Source organism: Devosia sp. FJ2-5-3, assembly GCF_029201545.1.
In the GTDB taxonomy this organism is placed as follows: Bacteria; Pseudomonadota; Alphaproteobacteria; order Rhizobiales; family Devosiaceae; genus Devosia.
In genome coordinates, this window is record NZ_CP104007.1 from 2,974,804 (window position 1) to 2,991,235 (window position 16,432).

15 protein-coding genes are annotated in these 16,432 nt (G+C 60.9%); 13 read left to right on the forward strand and 2 right to left on the reverse strand.

Translation table 11 applies throughout. The features are described from left to right. Positions 1 to 8 precede the first annotated feature (8 nt). The gene (locus tag N0P34_RS14390) at positions 9 to 1,178 is read right to left on the reverse strand and encodes a hypothetical protein (RefSeq protein ID WP_275603913.1); all 1,170 of its coding nucleotides are present in this window, start codon (positions 1,176 to 1,178) and stop codon (positions 9 to 11) included. Between the two features lie 12 nt (positions 1,179 to 1,190). Beyond that, positions 1,191 to 2,162: an aldo/keto reductase gene (locus N0P34_RS14395; protein WP_275603914.1), complete on the reverse strand. Its 972-nt coding sequence runs from the start codon at positions 2,160 to 2,162 to the stop codon at positions 1,191 to 1,193. Between the two features lie 191 nt (positions 2,163 to 2,353). Here N0P34_RS14395 and N0P34_RS14400 point away from each other — a divergent pair, with 191 nt between their 5' ends. From N0P34_RS14400 to N0P34_RS14460, 13 genes are all read left to right on the forward strand, one after another. After that, positions 2,354 to 3,358, forward strand: coding sequence for a GntR family transcriptional regulator (locus N0P34_RS14400; RefSeq protein ID WP_275603915.1), 1,005 nt, complete (start codon positions 2,354 to 2,356; stop codon positions 3,356 to 3,358). Positions 3,359 to 3,377: 19 nt separating this feature from the next. Then, positions 3,378 to 4,916, forward strand: a complete 1,539-nt coding sequence (locus N0P34_RS14405; protein ID WP_275603916.1) for an ABC transporter substrate-binding protein — start codon at positions 3,378 to 3,380, stop codon at positions 4,914 to 4,916. Between the two features lie 67 nt (positions 4,917 to 4,983). Further along, positions 4,984 to 6,156, forward strand: a complete 1,173-nt coding sequence (locus N0P34_RS14410; RefSeq protein ID WP_275603917.1) for a Xaa-Pro peptidase family protein — start codon at positions 4,984 to 4,986, stop codon at positions 6,154 to 6,156. A 31-nt stretch (positions 6,157 to 6,187) separates the two neighbouring features. After that, positions 6,188 to 7,168: an ABC transporter permease gene (locus tag N0P34_RS14415; protein ID WP_275603918.1), complete on the forward strand. Its 981-nt coding sequence runs from the start codon at positions 6,188 to 6,190 to the stop codon at positions 7,166 to 7,168. Between the two features lie 5 nt (positions 7,169 to 7,173). Next, entirely contained in the window at positions 7,174 to 8,022 is an 849-nt protein-coding gene (locus N0P34_RS14420; RefSeq protein WP_275603919.1) for an ABC transporter permease, read from the forward strand. Positions 8,023 to 8,036: 14 nt separating this feature from the next. After that, the gene (locus N0P34_RS14425; RefSeq protein WP_275603920.1) at positions 8,037 to 8,981 is read left to right on the forward strand and encodes a succinylglutamate desuccinylase/aspartoacylase family protein; all 945 of its coding nucleotides are present in this window, start codon (positions 8,037 to 8,039) and stop codon (positions 8,979 to 8,981) included. Between the two features lie 47 nt (positions 8,982 to 9,028). After that, positions 9,029 to 10,030, forward strand: coding sequence for an ABC transporter ATP-binding protein (locus N0P34_RS14430; RefSeq protein ID WP_275603921.1), 1,002 nt, complete (start codon positions 9,029 to 9,031; stop codon positions 10,028 to 10,030). After that, positions 10,017 to 10,994 carry an oligopeptide/dipeptide ABC transporter ATP-binding protein gene (locus N0P34_RS14435; RefSeq protein ID WP_275603922.1) on the forward strand — a complete coding sequence of 326 codons (978 nt, stop codon included), beginning with the start codon at positions 10,017 to 10,019 and terminating at the stop codon, positions 10,992 to 10,994. Before N0P34_RS14430 ends, N0P34_RS14435 begins: the two co-directional genes overlap by 14 nt. Positions 10,995 to 11,002: 8 nt before the next feature. Then, a complete protein-coding gene (locus N0P34_RS14440; protein WP_275603923.1) occupies positions 11,003 to 12,235 on the forward strand; it encodes an amidohydrolase family protein in 1,233 nt (410 codons plus the stop codon). A 49-nt stretch (positions 12,236 to 12,284) separates the two neighbouring features. Next, a complete protein-coding gene (locus N0P34_RS14445; RefSeq protein ID WP_275603924.1) occupies positions 12,285 to 12,707 on the forward strand; it encodes a CidA/LrgA family protein in 423 nt (140 codons plus the stop codon). After that, entirely contained in the window at positions 12,704 to 13,420 is a 717-nt protein-coding gene (locus N0P34_RS14450) for an LrgB family protein (protein ID WP_275603925.1), read from the forward strand. Before N0P34_RS14445 ends, N0P34_RS14450 begins: the two co-directional genes overlap by 4 nt. Before the next feature lie 379 nt (positions 13,421 to 13,799). Further along, positions 13,800 to 15,377 (forward strand): ABC transporter substrate-binding protein, encoded by a 1,578-nt coding sequence (locus N0P34_RS14455; protein WP_275603926.1) that lies wholly within the window; start codon positions 13,800 to 13,802, stop codon positions 15,375 to 15,377. Positions 15,378 to 15,446: 69 nt separating this feature from the next. Then, complete coding sequence (locus tag N0P34_RS14460; RefSeq protein ID WP_275603927.1) at positions 15,447 to 16,427, forward strand: ABC transporter permease; 981 nt, start codon at positions 15,447 to 15,449, stop codon at positions 16,425 to 16,427. Positions 16,428 to 16,432 lie beyond the last annotated feature (5 nt).

Below are 16,432 nucleotides of genomic sequence, written 5' to 3' on the forward strand. Positions count from 1 at the left end.
TGCGAGCGCTATTCCGGCTGCCAGTATTTGGCCAGCGTCGTCGGCGTGTGCATGTTGTTGTAGAGGTATTCCCAGAACGCCTTGCGCTGCTCGGGCTTGACCGTCTTCCAGACCGCGTTCACCGCCATGTCGCCACCGTAATAGGCGTAGACGAACGGCGCGCGGAGATTGTGGCTGAGGAAAGCCAGGCGCGAGCGCATGGTGACCGGGTCCTGGAGAGTCTTGTTCGCGACAATCGGGACGATCTCATCCAGCGACATTCCCTGCGCATGCATCATCCAGGCGGCATTGCAACGCATGGCGCTGCGCAGACGCTGGAGGGCAACGCCCAGCTCATCTTCTGGACCATTGATCCAGTCGAGAAACTCCATGCCATTGTCGGCAATGCCTTCAAAGAGGGCGGAGCTGGCTGAACTCGTGACCACCTGCGCGCCATCGAGCGGCATTGTGCCGTCAGCCACCCGGTTTTCCCGGATGTTCATGTGCACCAGGTGCCCGGGGAACACTTCATGCGTCGCCAGATGCTTCAGCGAGAAGCGGGTGTACGGAAAGTCGAGGTTCAGCAGCACTTTTCGCGTGGGGTAGTCGCAATAGGCCGAGAATGGGACCGCGGTGACGCCTTCCGGCGTCATGCCCTCATGATCATAGGGATACATGGTGGCGGTAACGCTGGTGCGGGCCTCGGCGATCAACTCGTTGAGAACCGAGAGGACCTCGTCAGTGGGAACGCGGGCCTGCGCCTCGTAGCGCTCAAAATCCTCGGAGAGCGTACCGCCGGTGTAGCCAAGCTCGTTGAGCTTTTCGCGGATCGTCGTGCGATAGCCTTCGATTTCAGCATCCGGAACAAGGGTTTGCGGAACACGGATCTGACGGGCTACGCGATCTCCAAAAGAAATCGGCGTGCCATCAAAGGTGTCGAGCAGGGCGAGCAGCGAATCGATCATTTCCGCCACGTAGTCGGCCCGAAGCAGGCTCTCCGACTCAGCGGGCACCCGAGCCGCGAGAGCGCGGAGCTTTTCGCGGGCGTCATCATAGCTGGCCAATGGCAGAGGGGTGACCTCTGCCATGGCGACTGGGATCAGGCCTTCCTTGTTGAGGAAGCCATCGCTGCTTTGCATCGAGCGGTAGAGCGCATCGATGCCAGCCGTGAGTTCAGCGAGTTCCTTGCCGATTTTCATCGCGAAATATCCTTAGACGTGGCCAGCGACGCGCTTTGGCTCATAGGGAGCCTCGAGCTGCGCGATGTCTTCCGGGGTCAGCTTGACTTCGAGCGAGGCAATCGCGTCATCGAACTGATGCAGCTTCGAAATACCGACGATCGGCGCGGTGATGCCGGGGCGACGCGCGACATAAGCATAGGCAATCTGAGCCGCCGGACGGCCATGACGCTCCGCGACCGCACGGACAGCAGCGATGACGGCGTCGTCGGCATCCTTCGTCCGATCATAAAGCGCCTGGGCGGTCTTGTCGGTCTGTGAGCGGGTGGTGTCGGCTTCCGGACGTGCCGCGAGACGACCACGGGCCAGAGGCGACCAGGGCGTAATGCCGATGCCTTCCGAGATGCAGAGCGGGAGCATTTCGCGCTCTTCTTCGCGGTAGATCAGATTGTAGTGGTTCTGCATGCAGACGAACTGCGCCCAACCGTTGGCGCGCTGGATACCGATCGCCTTCATGAACTGCCAGGCATGCATGGACGATGCGCCGAGGTAGCGGACCTTGCCCTGGCGGACGACATCATTGAGTGCATCGAGAGTTTCTTCGAGCGGCGTCTCGTAGTCGAAACGGTGCAGCGAATAGAGGTCGATGTAATCGGTGTTGAGGCGCTTCAACGTGCCATCGATGGAATCGAAAATATGCTTCCGCGAGAGACCGCGATCGTTCACGTCGCCGCTCATCGGATTGTAGAGCTTGGAGCCATAGACGAGCTTGTGGCGCGGAACGTCCTTGAGCACGCGGCCCACAACCTCTTCAGATGCACCAAGCGAATACATGTCAGCCAGATCGAAGAAGTTGATCCCCAGATCGACAGCCTTCTCGATGATCGGACGGGCGGCGGCCTCGTCAAGCACCCACGGCGCCCATGTCGGCGAGCCGAACGTCATGCAGCCCAAGCCCAATTTTGAGATTTTGAGGCCGGTCCGACCGAGATTGACATATTCCATTAGTACACCTTCCGCGGCAATCTTGCTAAATCTGGACTCTAGCATCGGCGGAGCCGCGCGTGAAAGCCCAAAAACCCCGGAGACGATGCTCATAAAAGCAGCTAATTCACAAGCTGCGCGAAAAACTCTCACACCCTATTGCGCTGCTGCGAACGCATGGGTACGGTCAGTGTATCAACCGGATAGAACACATGTTCACCTTCGACCCGTCCAGCATCGACAAGTCCCTCCCCGTACCGATCGGGACGCAGCTGCACGGTCTTCTGAGCTATGTGCTGTCTTTCAGCGACGCCGCCTACGGCACCAAGCTGCCCTCGGTGCGCCAGCTCGCCGCAGAGCTGGGCGTGGCACCGATGACGGTGAACCAGGTTTACCAGCAGCTGCGCGACGAAGGCCTGGTGGAGATGCGGCAGGGCCTTGGTGCGTTCACCATGCGCGACCCGCGCAAGGCGCTCGATGACAACCAGCCCATCAACGCGTTGAGCCGCGACATCGACGCGATCATTGCCAAGGCCGAGGCGCTGGGCGTTTCGCCCATGTCACTTGTGGCCATGATAAATGCCCGCGCACATATGCGGCGCCCGGACACCGGACTGAAGCTTGTTTTCGTGTGCATATTCGAGGGCCCCGGCCGCGACTATGTCGACGATATCCGTCCCGCACTCTCCCCTCTCGACACCATCGAGTTGGTCACTCTTGAAGCCCTCCAGGCCGACGGACCAGAGCATCGGCTCTGCCTTCAGGCTGACCTCGTGATTACCTTCGGCCATCGGGAAGCCGAGGTCCGCAGTGCGGTCAAGGGCGCCTTGGTGCTGGGTCTGCGCTTTCTACCGTCCCAACGCACGCGCCAGACGCTTGCCGGCCTCGACCCACGCTCGCGCGTCGCGGCGGTGACGCACTTCCAGGAATATATCGCGATCATGCGGCCGAGCGTGCGGGAATTTGCCCCGCATGTGTCGGATATTCGCGTGACCTGGTCCTCGGCCCCGGATTTGGCCGAGATCCTTTCAACCTGCGATGCAGTGGTCTTCGCCTCGGGTGCCGATCACGTGGCCCAGATCGTTCGGCCCGGCGTCCAGTGCTTCGAATTCCGGCACGCGCCAGACCCAGGCGCCCTGGAGACAATTCTGGTCCCGAAACTCGCCCAACTGCGTCAATCAAAGGCAAATCCGGGATCTGAAAGACAGACAGCTTAATGTCAAGGAAGGGAACATTATGAAGAAATTTCTACTGACAACCAGTGCGCTTGTCGCGCTGAGCTTCATGCCCATGCATGCAGCCATCGCACAGGACGCAACCACACTCGTCGTCGGCATGGACGTCGATGCCGGCACGCTCGACCCGCGCCTCATGCGCGACACCACGGCTTCGCGCGCCAATGACCTGATCTATTCGGGTCTCGTGCACATCACCCCCAATCTCGAGGCCGTTCCGGACCTCGCCGAGGGATGGGAAAGCCCCGATCCGCAGACGGTCATCTTCAAGCTGCGCCCGGATCTGAAATTCTCCGACGGCAGCCCGCTGACGGCCGATGACGTGGTGTTCACCTACACTACGCTGCTCAACCCGGATCTCAACGCCCCCCAGCGCGCGCTCTACACTCCGATCACCGCGATCGAGGCCGTCGATGCGCAGACCGTCAAGTTCAGCCTGAGCGCACCCTATGCGCCGCTGCTGAGCTATCTCGACGTCGGCATTGTCCCCAAGGCGTTGGTCGAAGGCGGCCATGACATCGCCCTGAACCCGGTCGGCGCCGGCCCGATGAAGCTCGACAGCTGGAACCGCGGCAGCGAAATCACCCTGGTCAAGAACGAGAATTTCTGGGGTGCCGAGCCGGCCTTCGAGAAGGTCTCGCTCAAGATCATCGGCGACAACTCCGCCCGTTCGCAGGCTTTCGAGGCCGGAGACCTGGACGTCATCCAGTCACCGCTGCCGCCCCAGGACATCGAGCGCCTCAAGAACGACGACCGTTTCGGTAATGTCATCATGGCCGGCCTTGGCGTGACCTACGTCAACTTCAACGCCAACGATCCGCTGCTGGCCGACCCGAAGATGCGTCAGGCATTCTCGATGCTGATCGACCAGGAAACCATCGTCAACGACATCTTCCAGGGCGTCGACGAAGTGGCGACCTCGATCATCCTGCCGTCGTCCTGGGCCTATTCGGCCGACATCGTGCAGCCGACCTTCGACGTTGAGGGCGCTGTCGCGCTGTTCAACGAGCTGGGCTGGAGCGACACCAATGGTGACGGCTTCCTTGACAAGGACGGCAAGGCACTCGAAGTCGTGCTGTCGACCCATTCGGAAGACACCAACCGCGTCCAGACCGTGGAGTTCCTCCAGGCCATGTTCGAAATGGCTGGCGTGAAGGCCGTGGCCCAGATCAGCGACTGGCCGAGCTTCTCGACCAACTACGTCCAGCAGGGCAAGCACCAGATCGCCCTGCTCGGCTGGCTGAACATCGTCGATCCCGATCGCCTGATGTTCGCCCAGCTCTCGACCGGTGGCCCGACCAACTGGGGTGGATATTCCAACCCTGAAGTCGACGCCCTGCTGCAGGAAGGTCGCTCGACCCTCGACCAGGCCGGACGCGCCGCTGCCTACCAGAAGGCCGCTGCAATCCTGGCCGAAGAGTTGCCCTACTACATCGTCTCGGCCCAGGGCTATCAGCTGTTCTACAGCAAGGACCTGCCGGTTGAAGTGCAGGCCACTCCGCGCGGCAATCTGCGCGGCCTGATCGGCCTCAACGACTAAGCCAATGGCTTGGGTCGGCGCTCAGGCGCCGGCCCATCCCCGAACGCTCCAGAGCAGGACGACCGTCATGACTTTCAACCAGCGCCTCAGCGCCGAGTTTTACGCGCGGGTTCAACGCGACATTCGCGCAAAAATGTCCCAGCAGGGGATTGATGTCCTCATTCTGGATTCCAATGACGATGTCGTCTACACGACCGGCTTCTCGCACTACTCCAATGAGCGGCCGATTGCCGTCGTCCTGACGGCGACCACGACCTATCTGCTCATCCCAGAGCTTGAGCGGCACCACGCCAGCGCGCAGTATGATGACGCAGAACTGGTGGTCTATTTCGAATTTCCCGGCCGCGACCCCGCATTTGCGGTGCTGGCGCGCACGCTGGGTAATCTCAAGGGGACGATCGGCCACAGTTTCGGCATGTCCAACGGCCGCGTGGCGCAGATCCAGCGTGCCTTCCCGAATGCGCGGATGGCTGCCACGTCCCTCGTCAGCGTGCAGCGCTATATCAAATACCCCGAAGAGCTGGTGTTGCATCGCGAAGCAGCCCGCATCTCCGACAGCATGGTCAATGCCGGTGCGGAACTGATCTCCGAGGCGCTGCGCACCGGCAAAACCATGCCGACCGAAATCGAGATCGAAAACTACATCATCAGCCATGCCCTCGAAACCATGCAGAACGAGCATGAGGACATCATGTATGTCGCGGGCATCGCTGGTGGCCTTGTCTACTCGGGCCTGCGCTCCGCATTTCCGCACGGCATGCCCACAGCCCATCGCCCCCAGCGCGGCGAAAGCATGATCCTCTCGCTCGGTTGCCGAGTTGGGGGACGAGCCGCCGAAAGCGAGCGCACCTTCATCCTCGGCGAACCCAATGCCGAGCAGGAAAAGTTCTACAATCTTTCCCAGGAAGCGCAGGCCATCGGCACGGCAGGCCTTCAACCGGGCGCCACTTGTTCCTCCGCCGATGATCGGGCCCTCAATTTCTATCGGGATCACGGTGTGTTCCAGTTCTGCCCGCATCGCGTCGGCCACGGCATGGGCGTGATGTTCCACGAGCCCCCATGGGTGGAAGGCGGCGACGAAACCGTCCTGCTCCCCGGCATGGTCTGCTCCTCCGAACCGGCGCTCTACGTGCCCGGACTTGGCGGCTTCCGCCTGGCCGATACGGTGCTCGTGACGGCATCGGGCCCGGAAAGCCTCACCAATTATCCCCGCAAGCTGGACGAGGTCATCCTGGGATGACGCTCTTCCGCTCGAACTGAGGTAGGTCGCCATGCTCGCCTACATTGCCCGCCGCCTGCTCCTCCTCATCCCCATGGCCATCGGCATGGTCGTGGTGACCTTTGGCCTGTTGCTCATCATTCCGGGTGATCCGGCCGCTGTGCTTCTGGGACAGGACGCCACTCCCGAGGCGATCCAGAATTTGCGCAATTCTCTTGGCCTCAATGACCCCTGGTTCATTCGGCTGTGGAACTACTTTGCCGCCCTGCTGCAGGGCGACATGGGCCGCTCCATCTTCCAGAACCAGCCGGTGAGCGAGATCATCGCCGGTCGGCTTGGCGCGACCATCGAACTCGCCGTCGTTGCTCTTCTGCTTGCCAGCGTGATCGGCATCACCCTCGGCGTCCTGGCGGCTATCCGTCAGGGCTCCTGGGTCGATACCGTCACCATGCTCTTCGCCCAGCTTGGCGTTTCCATGCCCGTCTACTGGCTGGGTCTTCTGCTCATGCTGCTGTTTGCCGTGCAACTGGGCTGGCTCCCCTCGATCGGCCGCGGCGTGCCAATGCATGAGGCACTCTGGGCGGCGCTGAATGGCCGGCCGCAGGTGCTCTGGGATTCTTTCCGCCATATCGCCCTGCCCGCACTGGCACTGGCGGCCAATTCGGCGGCAATCATCTCCCGGCTCGTCCGCGCCTCCATGCTGGAAGTGCTGCGGGAGGACTTCGTGCGCACCGCCTATGCCAAGGGCCTGCGCAAGGGGCGTGTCGTCGTGCGCCATGCCCTGCGCAATGCGCTGCTGCCCGTGCTCAGCGTCATCGGCCTGCGCTTCGGCGCCCTCCTCGGGGGTGCAGTGCTCACCGAATCCATCTTCGCCTGGCCCGGCCTTGGTCAGCTGACCATCTCCGCCATCTCGCAGCGTGACCTGCCGCTCATTCAAGGCATCGTGCTGACCTTCGCCATCGTGTTCGCCCTCGTGAACCTGATCGTCGACCTTCTCTACGCCGCGGTCGATCCGCGCGTACGCCTCGGATAACGCCCATGCGATTGCCGAAAGCTCTGACCAATATTTCGCTGATCGTGGGCGCGTTGATCACGCTCACCATCATTGTCCTTGCCGTCTTCGCGCCCTGGTTCGCTACCCATGGGGTGGAGCAAATGGACATGCGCAACCGTTTCGCCGGTCCCACCATGGACCACATCCTGGGCACGGACAATTTTGGGCGCGACCTCTGGTCCCGCCTGATCTTTGGGGCACGCATCTCGCTGACCATCGCGGTCATTTCCGTGACCGTTTCGGCAGTGATCGGAACCGTGGTCGGTCTTGCCGCCGGCTATTTCGGTGGCTGGGTAGACCAGCTCCTGATGCGTATTACCGACATCTTCCTCGGCTTCCCGGCGATCGTTCTTGCCCTCGCCATTGTCGCCGTGCTGGGACCGGGCGTCTTCAATGTCGCGCTCGCGATCATCGTGGTGGCGTGGACGGAATATGCCCGCGTGGTGCGCGCCACCACCCTGGTTCTGCGCGAGCAGAACTATGTCCAGGCCGCCAGGGCGCTTGGTGCGGGTCCCATCCGTATCCTGTTCAAGGAAATCCTCCCCAACGCTCTCGGGCCGATCATCGTGCTGGCGTCGCTTGGCCTGGGCACCGCGATCATCTCTGAATCGGCGCTGAGCTTCCTCGGCTTCGGCCTTCCTCCCCCCGAGCCGACCTGGGGCTGGACCCTCGCCTACGGCACTCGCTTCATGCGTGACGCGCCGTGGCTCTCCATTATTTCGGGCGCAACCATCATGGTCACTGTGCTCGGCTTCAATCTTCTCGGCGACGGCCTTCGGGACATTCTCGATCCCCGCCAGCTGTCCCGCGGCGGCGGCAAGTCCGCCAAGTAACTAAGGAATTCATCATGGTAAAAGCCATCAATCAGCTTCGCCCCAAATTCACCACCAATGCCGACGGTTCCGACGCCGTGATCTTCATGCACGAGCTGGTCGGTGAAGAAGACGGACCTACCATCGGGATTTCAGCGTCCATCCACGGCAATGAAAACACAGGTTCGCAGGCGATCCTCGATCTCTTCCGCGTGCTCAAGGAAATGCCGATCAAGGGTCGCATTCTCCTGCTGCCGGTTGCAAATCCGTCGGCATTTGCGGTCAACGAGCGTTATTCGACCATCGACAAGGTCGACCTCAATCGTCAGTTTCCGGGCAATCCGAATGGCACCCACAGCCAGCAGCTCGCCCATGCACTGACCAATGAGTTCCTCAATAAGATCGACGTTCATATCGATCTGCATTCGGGCACCGACCGTCCGACCGTGGACTATGTCTACATCTGGAATGACGAGCGCCTGTCGCGCGCCTTTGGCTCCAAGGTCCTCTACCGTCCGGTCGAGAACAAGCAGGGCACTGTGTTCGGCGGCACCACCAAGACGGTGACCATCGACACCCGCAACATCCCGGTTGCAGTGATCGAGCTGGGCGGCGGCATTGTCGAGCAGACGGGCTACGTCAAGCAGACGGTCGACGGTGTGCTCAACATGCTCAAGACTACCGGCACCATCGCCGGAGAACCTTGGGAGAATCCAAAGCAGATCGTGGTCACCGAGCTGGCCGGCGTGCGGCCGACGCAGGGTGGCTGGATTGAAACCCTGGCGCCGGCAAATGGCGAAGTCATCAAGGGCGGCGCACTGCTTGGACGGGTCGTCAGCCCCTACAATTTCGAAGTTCTCGAAGAGATCAAAACCCCCTTCGAAAACGGCATCATGATCATGCAGCACCTAACCCGCAATCTCGTCCATAGCGGCGACTATGCGTACATGGTCGGTAACCTCGACGGCGCCACCGACTGATTGCGGACGAGATCGGCCTGCCCCGGCTGGTAAAGGAGACGACGGCGATGAGCCAGACAAGCGCTATTGAAAAAGCGGCGATAGAGGTGTCCGATCTCAATATCGAGATCAGGGGCGCCCAAGGGTCATTCGCCGTCGTCTCAGACATGAGCCTCTCAGTGCGGCCGGGTGAAACCCTTTGCATTGTTGGCGAAAGCGGCTGTGGCAAGTCCATGACCGCCCTCTCCCTGCTGCGCCTCTTGCCCGAGGCGGCGCGGGTGACCAGCGGCAAGATGCTGATCGACGGCCAGGACTTCCTGGCCATGAACCAGCGTGAAGTGGAGCATTTCCGCGGCGAGAAGATCGCGATGATCTTCCAGGAACCACTGACCGCGCTCAACCCGGTGCTGAGCATCGGGGAGCAGATTGCCGAGGCCGTGCGCGCTCACCGCAAGTGCAGTGCCAACAGCGCCCATCAGCGCGCAATCGAAGTGCTGCGCCTCGTGCAGATGCCCGACCCCGAACGTCGCGCCAGGCAGTTCCCGCATGAGCTTTCGGGTGGCATGCGCCAGCGCGCCATGATCGCACTCGCCCTTGCCTGCGACCCCAGCATCATCATTGCCGACGAACCGACCACCGCACTCGACGTGACTATCCAGGCCCAGATCCTGGGGCTGATCTCCGATCTGCAGAAGCGGCTAGGTACGGCCCAGATTCTCATCACGCACGATCTCGGTGTGGTGTCTGAAGTCGCGGATCGGGTCATCGTGATGTACGCCGGCCGCAAGGTCGAGGAAGCCAGCATCTACGACCTCTTCGACAATCCCCTCCACCCCTATACAGTCGGCCTGATGGGTGCCGTGCCCGGCGCCGGTACTTCCTCGCAGGAGGGCGACCGTCTCGCCGATATCGCTGGAACCGTTCCGCCGCTCTGGGACCTGCCAAAGGGCTGCGCCTTCGCGCCCCGCTGCCCCAACGCCTCGGCCCGCTGCCTCGAGGAACGTCCACCATTCGAGGAAAAACGCCCGGGCCACTGGGCCGCCTGCTGGGAGCACAATGATGCAGCCTGATCAGACACCCCTACTCAGCGTCGAGAACCTGCAGGTCCATTTCCCCATTCGGGGTGGCGTGTTCCAGCGCCAGATCGGTGCGGTCAAAGCCGTCGATGGCGTCAGCTTCTCCCTCAATCGAGGCGAAACACTCAGCCTTGTGGGCGAGAGTGGCTGCGGTAAATCCACCACTGGTTTAGCACTTATGGGGCTCGTCAAGCCAACGGGCGGCCGCGTCGAGTTTGACGGCCAACCGATCCGTGGCTTTAATCGCGCGGCGCTCAAATCCTATCGCCGGCGCATGCAGATCGTCTTTCAGGATCCGTTTTCGTCCCTTAATCCTCGCCAGAGGGTCAAGGACATTATCCGCGCGCCGCTCGACATCCACAATGTCGGCACGAACGAAGACCGCGATGCCCGCGTTTCCGAACTGATGCAGCGTGTTGGCCTGCGCCCGGACCAGGCCGAGAGCTTTGCGCACCAATTCTCCGGCGGCCAGCGCCAGCGCATCGGCATTGCCCGCGCACTGGCCCTCAATCCCGATGTCATTGTCTGCGACGAGCCGGTCTCGGCGCTCGACGTGTCGGTTCAGGCACAGATCCTCAATCTGCTCAGCGATCTGCAGCGCGATCTCGGTGTGTCCTATCTCTCCATCTCGCACGATCTGGGCGTGGTGGAGTTCATCTCCCATCGTGTGGCTGTGATGTATCTCGGCAAAATCGTCGAGATAGCCCCGAAGAAAACCATCTTTGCGACCCCACGCCATCCCTATACCGAACTATTGATGCGGTCGGCGCCCTCGCGCGACCCGCGCAAGCGTCACAGCTTCAGCGCCACCAATGACGACATTCCCAGCGCCACACGCAAGCCGAGCGGCTGCCCGTTCCATACGCGCTGCCCATTGGCGACCGATATCTGCAAGGCTGACGAGCCCGCGCTGACCGCGCGCGAAGACGGGCAGCTTGTCGCCTGTCACCACCGCTGAGTAATCCAATGACCAAGACCATTATTTTCACCGGCGGCCATATTCTTGATGCCGAGGCGGGCCAGCTGCGGGATGACCTCGAAGTGCAGGTGACGGGAAGCCGGATCACTGCCATCGGCGCCGCCCTTCCCCGCCCTGCCGACGCAGAGATCATCGATCTTGCCGGCAAGACCCTCATGCCCGGCCTTATCGATTGCCACGTCCACGTGGTGGCCGAAACGCTCGACCTTTGGGGCAACATGATCGCCCCGAGTTCGCTTTCAGCACTGCGCTCTGCTCGGGTGATGAACGACGCGCTGATGCGTGGCTTTACGACATTGCGGGATCTGGGTGGCGCCGATTACGGCCTGGTTCTGGCAGTCGAGGAAGGCCTCGTCGATGGCCCGCGCCTCGTCATCTGCGGCAAGGGCCTTACCACCACGGGTGGTCACGCTGACCTGCGCAAGCGCACTGATGATCGCCCCGGCATCCTGTCGGACCGTCTCGGCTCCATGGGACTCATCGTGGACGGCGTCGACAATGTCCGCACCGCCTGCCGCACGATGATCAAGGAAGGCGCAAACTTCATCAAGGTAATGGCCAATGGCGGGGTCTCCTCCCCCAATGACCCGATCCACTCCATCCAGTATTCGCGCGAAGAGATCGCTGCCATGGTGGAAGAGGCGGACAATGCAGGCCTGTACGTCTCGGCCCATGTCTATACCGACAAGGCCATCCGTCGCTGCGTCGAACTCGGCGTGCATTCGCTCGAGCACTGCAATCTGATCGAACCGGAGACGGCCAAACTCGCCGCCGAAAAGGGCTGCATCGCCGTGCCGACGCTCGTCGCCTACGATGCCCTGGCTATCGAGGGTGAGGCACTCGGCCTCGGCGCCACCGAGTTTTCCAAGATCGAGACCGTTCGCAGCGGCGGCTTGCGCTCGCTCGAGATCATGCGCGACGCCGGCCTGCCGATGGCTTTCGGGTCGGACCTTCTGGGTCAGCTCCGCAAATATCACTGCATGGAGTTTGAACTCCTTGCCAAGGTACTGAGCCCTGCCGAGATCATCCGCTCCGCCACGACGATCGGCGCCCGTCTCTGCCAGCTGGAAGGTCTCGCCGGCACCATCGCCGAAAATGCATATGCCGACTTGCTGGTTATTGACGGCAATCCGCTTGAGGACATTACCTTGCTGCAGGATGACGGCGCGCACATGTCGCTCATCATGGCTAATGGCAAGGTGGTCAAGCACGCCCTCTAGCCCCACCCATCAGCGCTCCGTCCGCGCACTGCCAAGCAAAGGTAAGGCGATGAGCCCACAAAGCGAAACCGAAACTGCCCGGCCGGCACTGACCCCGGTGGCAATCTTGGCCGGCTTTGCGGTTCTGCTTGGCTTCCAACTGGCGGGAGAGATCTTTGTTGTCGCAACGCGACTGATCCTTCCCTCCTTCGCTTTTCCAGGGCCGGTGGCGGGCATGCTGCTGCTGCTCGTTTTCCTTACTGTCCGCAAGTCACTCGACTCCAGCACCAATGCGGTGGCATCTGGGCTCATCGGCGTGCTGTCCCTGCTCTTCGTGCCCTCGGCAGTCGGGGTAATCCAATATGGGGGCGTCCTCGTCGATTGGGGTGGGCCACTGCTGCTCGCGGTTGTGCTCTCGACGCTGGCGACCCTGTTGGTAACGGTTGGAACGTTCCTCTGGATCGCCAAGCTGACTGGAAAGCAGTCGCCATGAGCGGCATCAGCACGATCTGGGTCTATCTCAACACCAGTCCCCTCCTTTGGCTGGCAGTGACCATCGCGGCATTTCTGGCCGCCCATTTTGTCGGCAGAAAGCTGGGTGGCTCGCCTCTGGCCAACAGCGTTCTGATTGCGGGGGCGATAATCATCGCCCTGCTCCTTGTCTCTGGCACGCCCTACGCGACCTATTTCGAAGGCGCGCAGTTCGTGCACTTCCTGCTGGGCCCGGCGACAGTGGCCCTGGCCGTGCCTCTGTTCAAGAATCTCGACAAGGTCAGACCAGTCCTCCTGCCCATGGCAGGCGCGCTTCTCGCTGGCTCGCTGACAGCGATCGGCAGCGCGGTCGCCATCGTTGCCGCGTTCGGTGCCCCAGCAGATATCATCGCCTCGATCGCCCCCAAATCGACGAGCGCGCCTATTGCCATGGAACTGGCCAGAAGCCTCGGCGGTGTCCCTTCTCTGGCCGCAGTGCTGGTCATCCTGACCGGCATAACGGGCGCTGTGATCGTCACGCCGCTAATGAACTTTCTGCGTATCAAGGACTATGCAGCAAGGGGTTTTGCCGTAGGCGTTGCGTCTCACGGGATCGGCACCGCCCGCGCATTTCAGGTCAATGACGTTGCGGGTGCGTTCGCAGGAATTGCCATGGCCTTGAATGGTGCCCTAACAAGCTTCCTGATCCTGATCTGGAGCCTGGTCTTCGCCTAGGCGCAGCGCAAACCGCAATAATGCTCTGATCTTCATGCTGGCTCAGACACTGCCGGCACAGCCGTGCGGAAGCACGGCTGTGCTCGCCGCGAAATCCTTTTCCGGCTTTCACGAAAAAATCGTCAGACCGCCGGAATAAAATCGGGGTTCACTCCGTATACGAAGCGTGCTGCGCAAGCTTTCGTATCACCAAGTTTAAAATTGCCATTTACCGAAAAAATCGGCCGACACCGAGCAATGCAGAAGTGTAATTTGCAAAGTCGGCCCACTGAAAACAGTAATGACTGATTGATTTGGCATAAAATCTGGGCTCTCGTGTGACACAAGCCTCCCATGAATTCAGCGAGGAGGTCGTCACTCAGGAACGGAGAGAACATTGATGCAAAAGTCACTTGCCCGCCTAACGGCGGTGCTTATCGCGTCGACTGTGCTTGTTGGCGTCGCCAATGCCGAAACCATCCGCTGGGCGCGCTCTTCTGACGCGCTCACTCTGGATCCGCATTCGCAGAACCAGGGTAACACCCATACCGTCGCCCACCACATCTACGAGACGCTGCTTGGTCGCGACAATGATGGCTCTTTGACGCCGCGCCTGGCCACGGAATGGGGTTTGAAGGAAGGCGACCCCACGGTCTGGGTGTTCAAGCTGCGCGAGGGCGTGAAGTTCCATAACGGCAACGACTTCACTGCAGAGGATGTCATCTATTCGATTGAACGCGCGAAAAGCGAGTTCTCGAACATGAAGCAACTGCACGCAGAAGTGGTATCGGTGAGTGCGGTAGACGACCACACCGTCGAGTTCCAGATGAAGGGCCCTGCCCTCATCTACCCGAATAACTTGACCAACACTTTCATCATGGACAAAACCTGGTCTGACGAGCACGATCTCGCCGTCGTCCAGGATTTCGCGAGCGGCGCGAGCAATTACTCGGTGCTGAACACCAATGGCACCGGTCCCTACACCCTGGTATCGCGTGAAGTCGACGTCAAAACGGTCCTCACGTCTCACGACGGCTGGTGGGGCGAAAAGCCCGCCGTGACCGATATCGAATATCTCACCATTGCCGATGCCCAGACCCGCGTCTCGGCCTTGCTCTCCGGTGAAGTCGACATCGTCCAGGACGTGCCGCCGCAGGACATTGAGCGCCTTGGCAATACTGAGGGATTCAAGGTCGAAATCGGCCCGGAAAATCGCTTCATCTATTTCGGCTATCGCTTTGGCGAAGAGCCGCTGAAGTCCTCGAACATCACCGACAGCAACCCGTTCAACAACCCGCAGGTGCGCGAAGCGATGGAGCTGGTTCTTGATCGAGATGCGATCAAGCAGGTCGTCATGCGTGGCCAGTCGATCCCCACCGGCATTCCCAACCCGCCCTTCGTGAACGGGTGGACCCCGGAACTCGACGCCTATCCGAAACCCGACATCGAAAAAGCCAAGGCGCTTATGGTGGAAGCCGGGTATCCGGATGGCTTCACGGTCACGCTCGACACACCGAACAACCGCTACGTCAATGACGAAGCCATCTCCACGGCCTATGTCGGCATGCTCGGCCAGATCGGCATCAAGGTGACCCTGGCCTCGCGTCCGGTCGCCGAACACAGCCCGATCATTCTCGCCAACAATTCCGACTTCTATCTGCTCGGCTGGGGCGTCCCAACCTTTGACTCCGCCTATGTCTTCAACGACCTGATCCACTCCAAGACGGATCTGCATGGCACGTACAATGTCGGCCTCTACAGCAATCCGGAACTGGACGAGAAGATCATCGCCCTCGGCACGATGGACGACATCGCCGCACGCGATGCGACGATCGCCGAAATCTGGAACGTAGTGAAGGCAGACCGGGTGCTGATGCCCGTGCACAACCAGGTGCTCGCCTACGCAATGCGCGAAGGTGTCACCCTGCCGGTGCAGCCGGAAAACCAGCCGAACATGACCACGGTCACTTTCGACTAATTTCCGTCAATCCAGGGCCGCCGCGCGGAGAGTCCGTCTCCCGCGGCGGTTCGCATTTGAGGGGGCGCCATGCTCGCCTTCATTGCCCGGCGGCTTCTGCAATCCGTCATCGTCATGCTAGTCGTGGCTTTCATCGCTTTCCTCGTCTTCCGTTATGTTGGCGATCCCTTGGCTGCCCTGCTCAGCCAGGATGCCAAGCAGGCCGATTACGACGCGGCGCGCGAACGCCTTGGACTCGACCAACCGTTCTACGTCCAGTTTTTCTATTTTGTCGCCAACGCCCTCCAAGGCCAGTTCGGCATATCGTATCGTCTGCAACAGCCAGTGAGCCAGTTGATCCTTGAACGGCTACCGGCGACGATCGAGTTGGCATTCGCCTCTTCAATCATCGCACTCATCGGCGGGGTCCTTTTGGGCATCTATACTGCCCTTCGCCAGAGGGCTGTTTCGACAGGCATTATCATGACCCTGTCGCTGATCGGGGTTTCAATCCCGACCTTTCTGATTGGCATCGGGCTCATCTACGTGTTCGCCGTGGAACTAAAATGGCTCCCGTCGTTCGGGCGTGGCGAAGTCGTGCAGATTGGGTGGTGGCGCACAGGTCTCCTCACGCAATCCGGCCTTCGGTCGCTGATCCTGCCAGCCATCACGCTCTCGCTGTTCCAGCTCACGCTGATCATGCGCCTGGTGCGGGCAGAAATGCTCGAAGTGATGCGGACCGACTATATCCGTTTCGCAAGGGCTCGCGGGCTTTCCAAGCGTGCCATTAATTTCGGCCATGCACTCAAGAATACCATGGTTCCCGTCATTACGATTACCGGGCTTCAGCTGGGTTCCGTGATCGCCTTCGCCATTATCACCGAGACGGTATTTCAGTGGCCGGGCGTGGGTTCCCTCTTCGTCAATTCGGTTGCGGCCGTCGACGTGCCAGTCATGGCCGCCTATCTCGTCTTCGTGGCGCTCGTCTTTGTGGTGATCAACCTCATCGTCGACATCCTTTATTTCATCGTCGATCCGCGACTGCGCGTCGGCGCAAAAACCGGGAGGTAGCATCG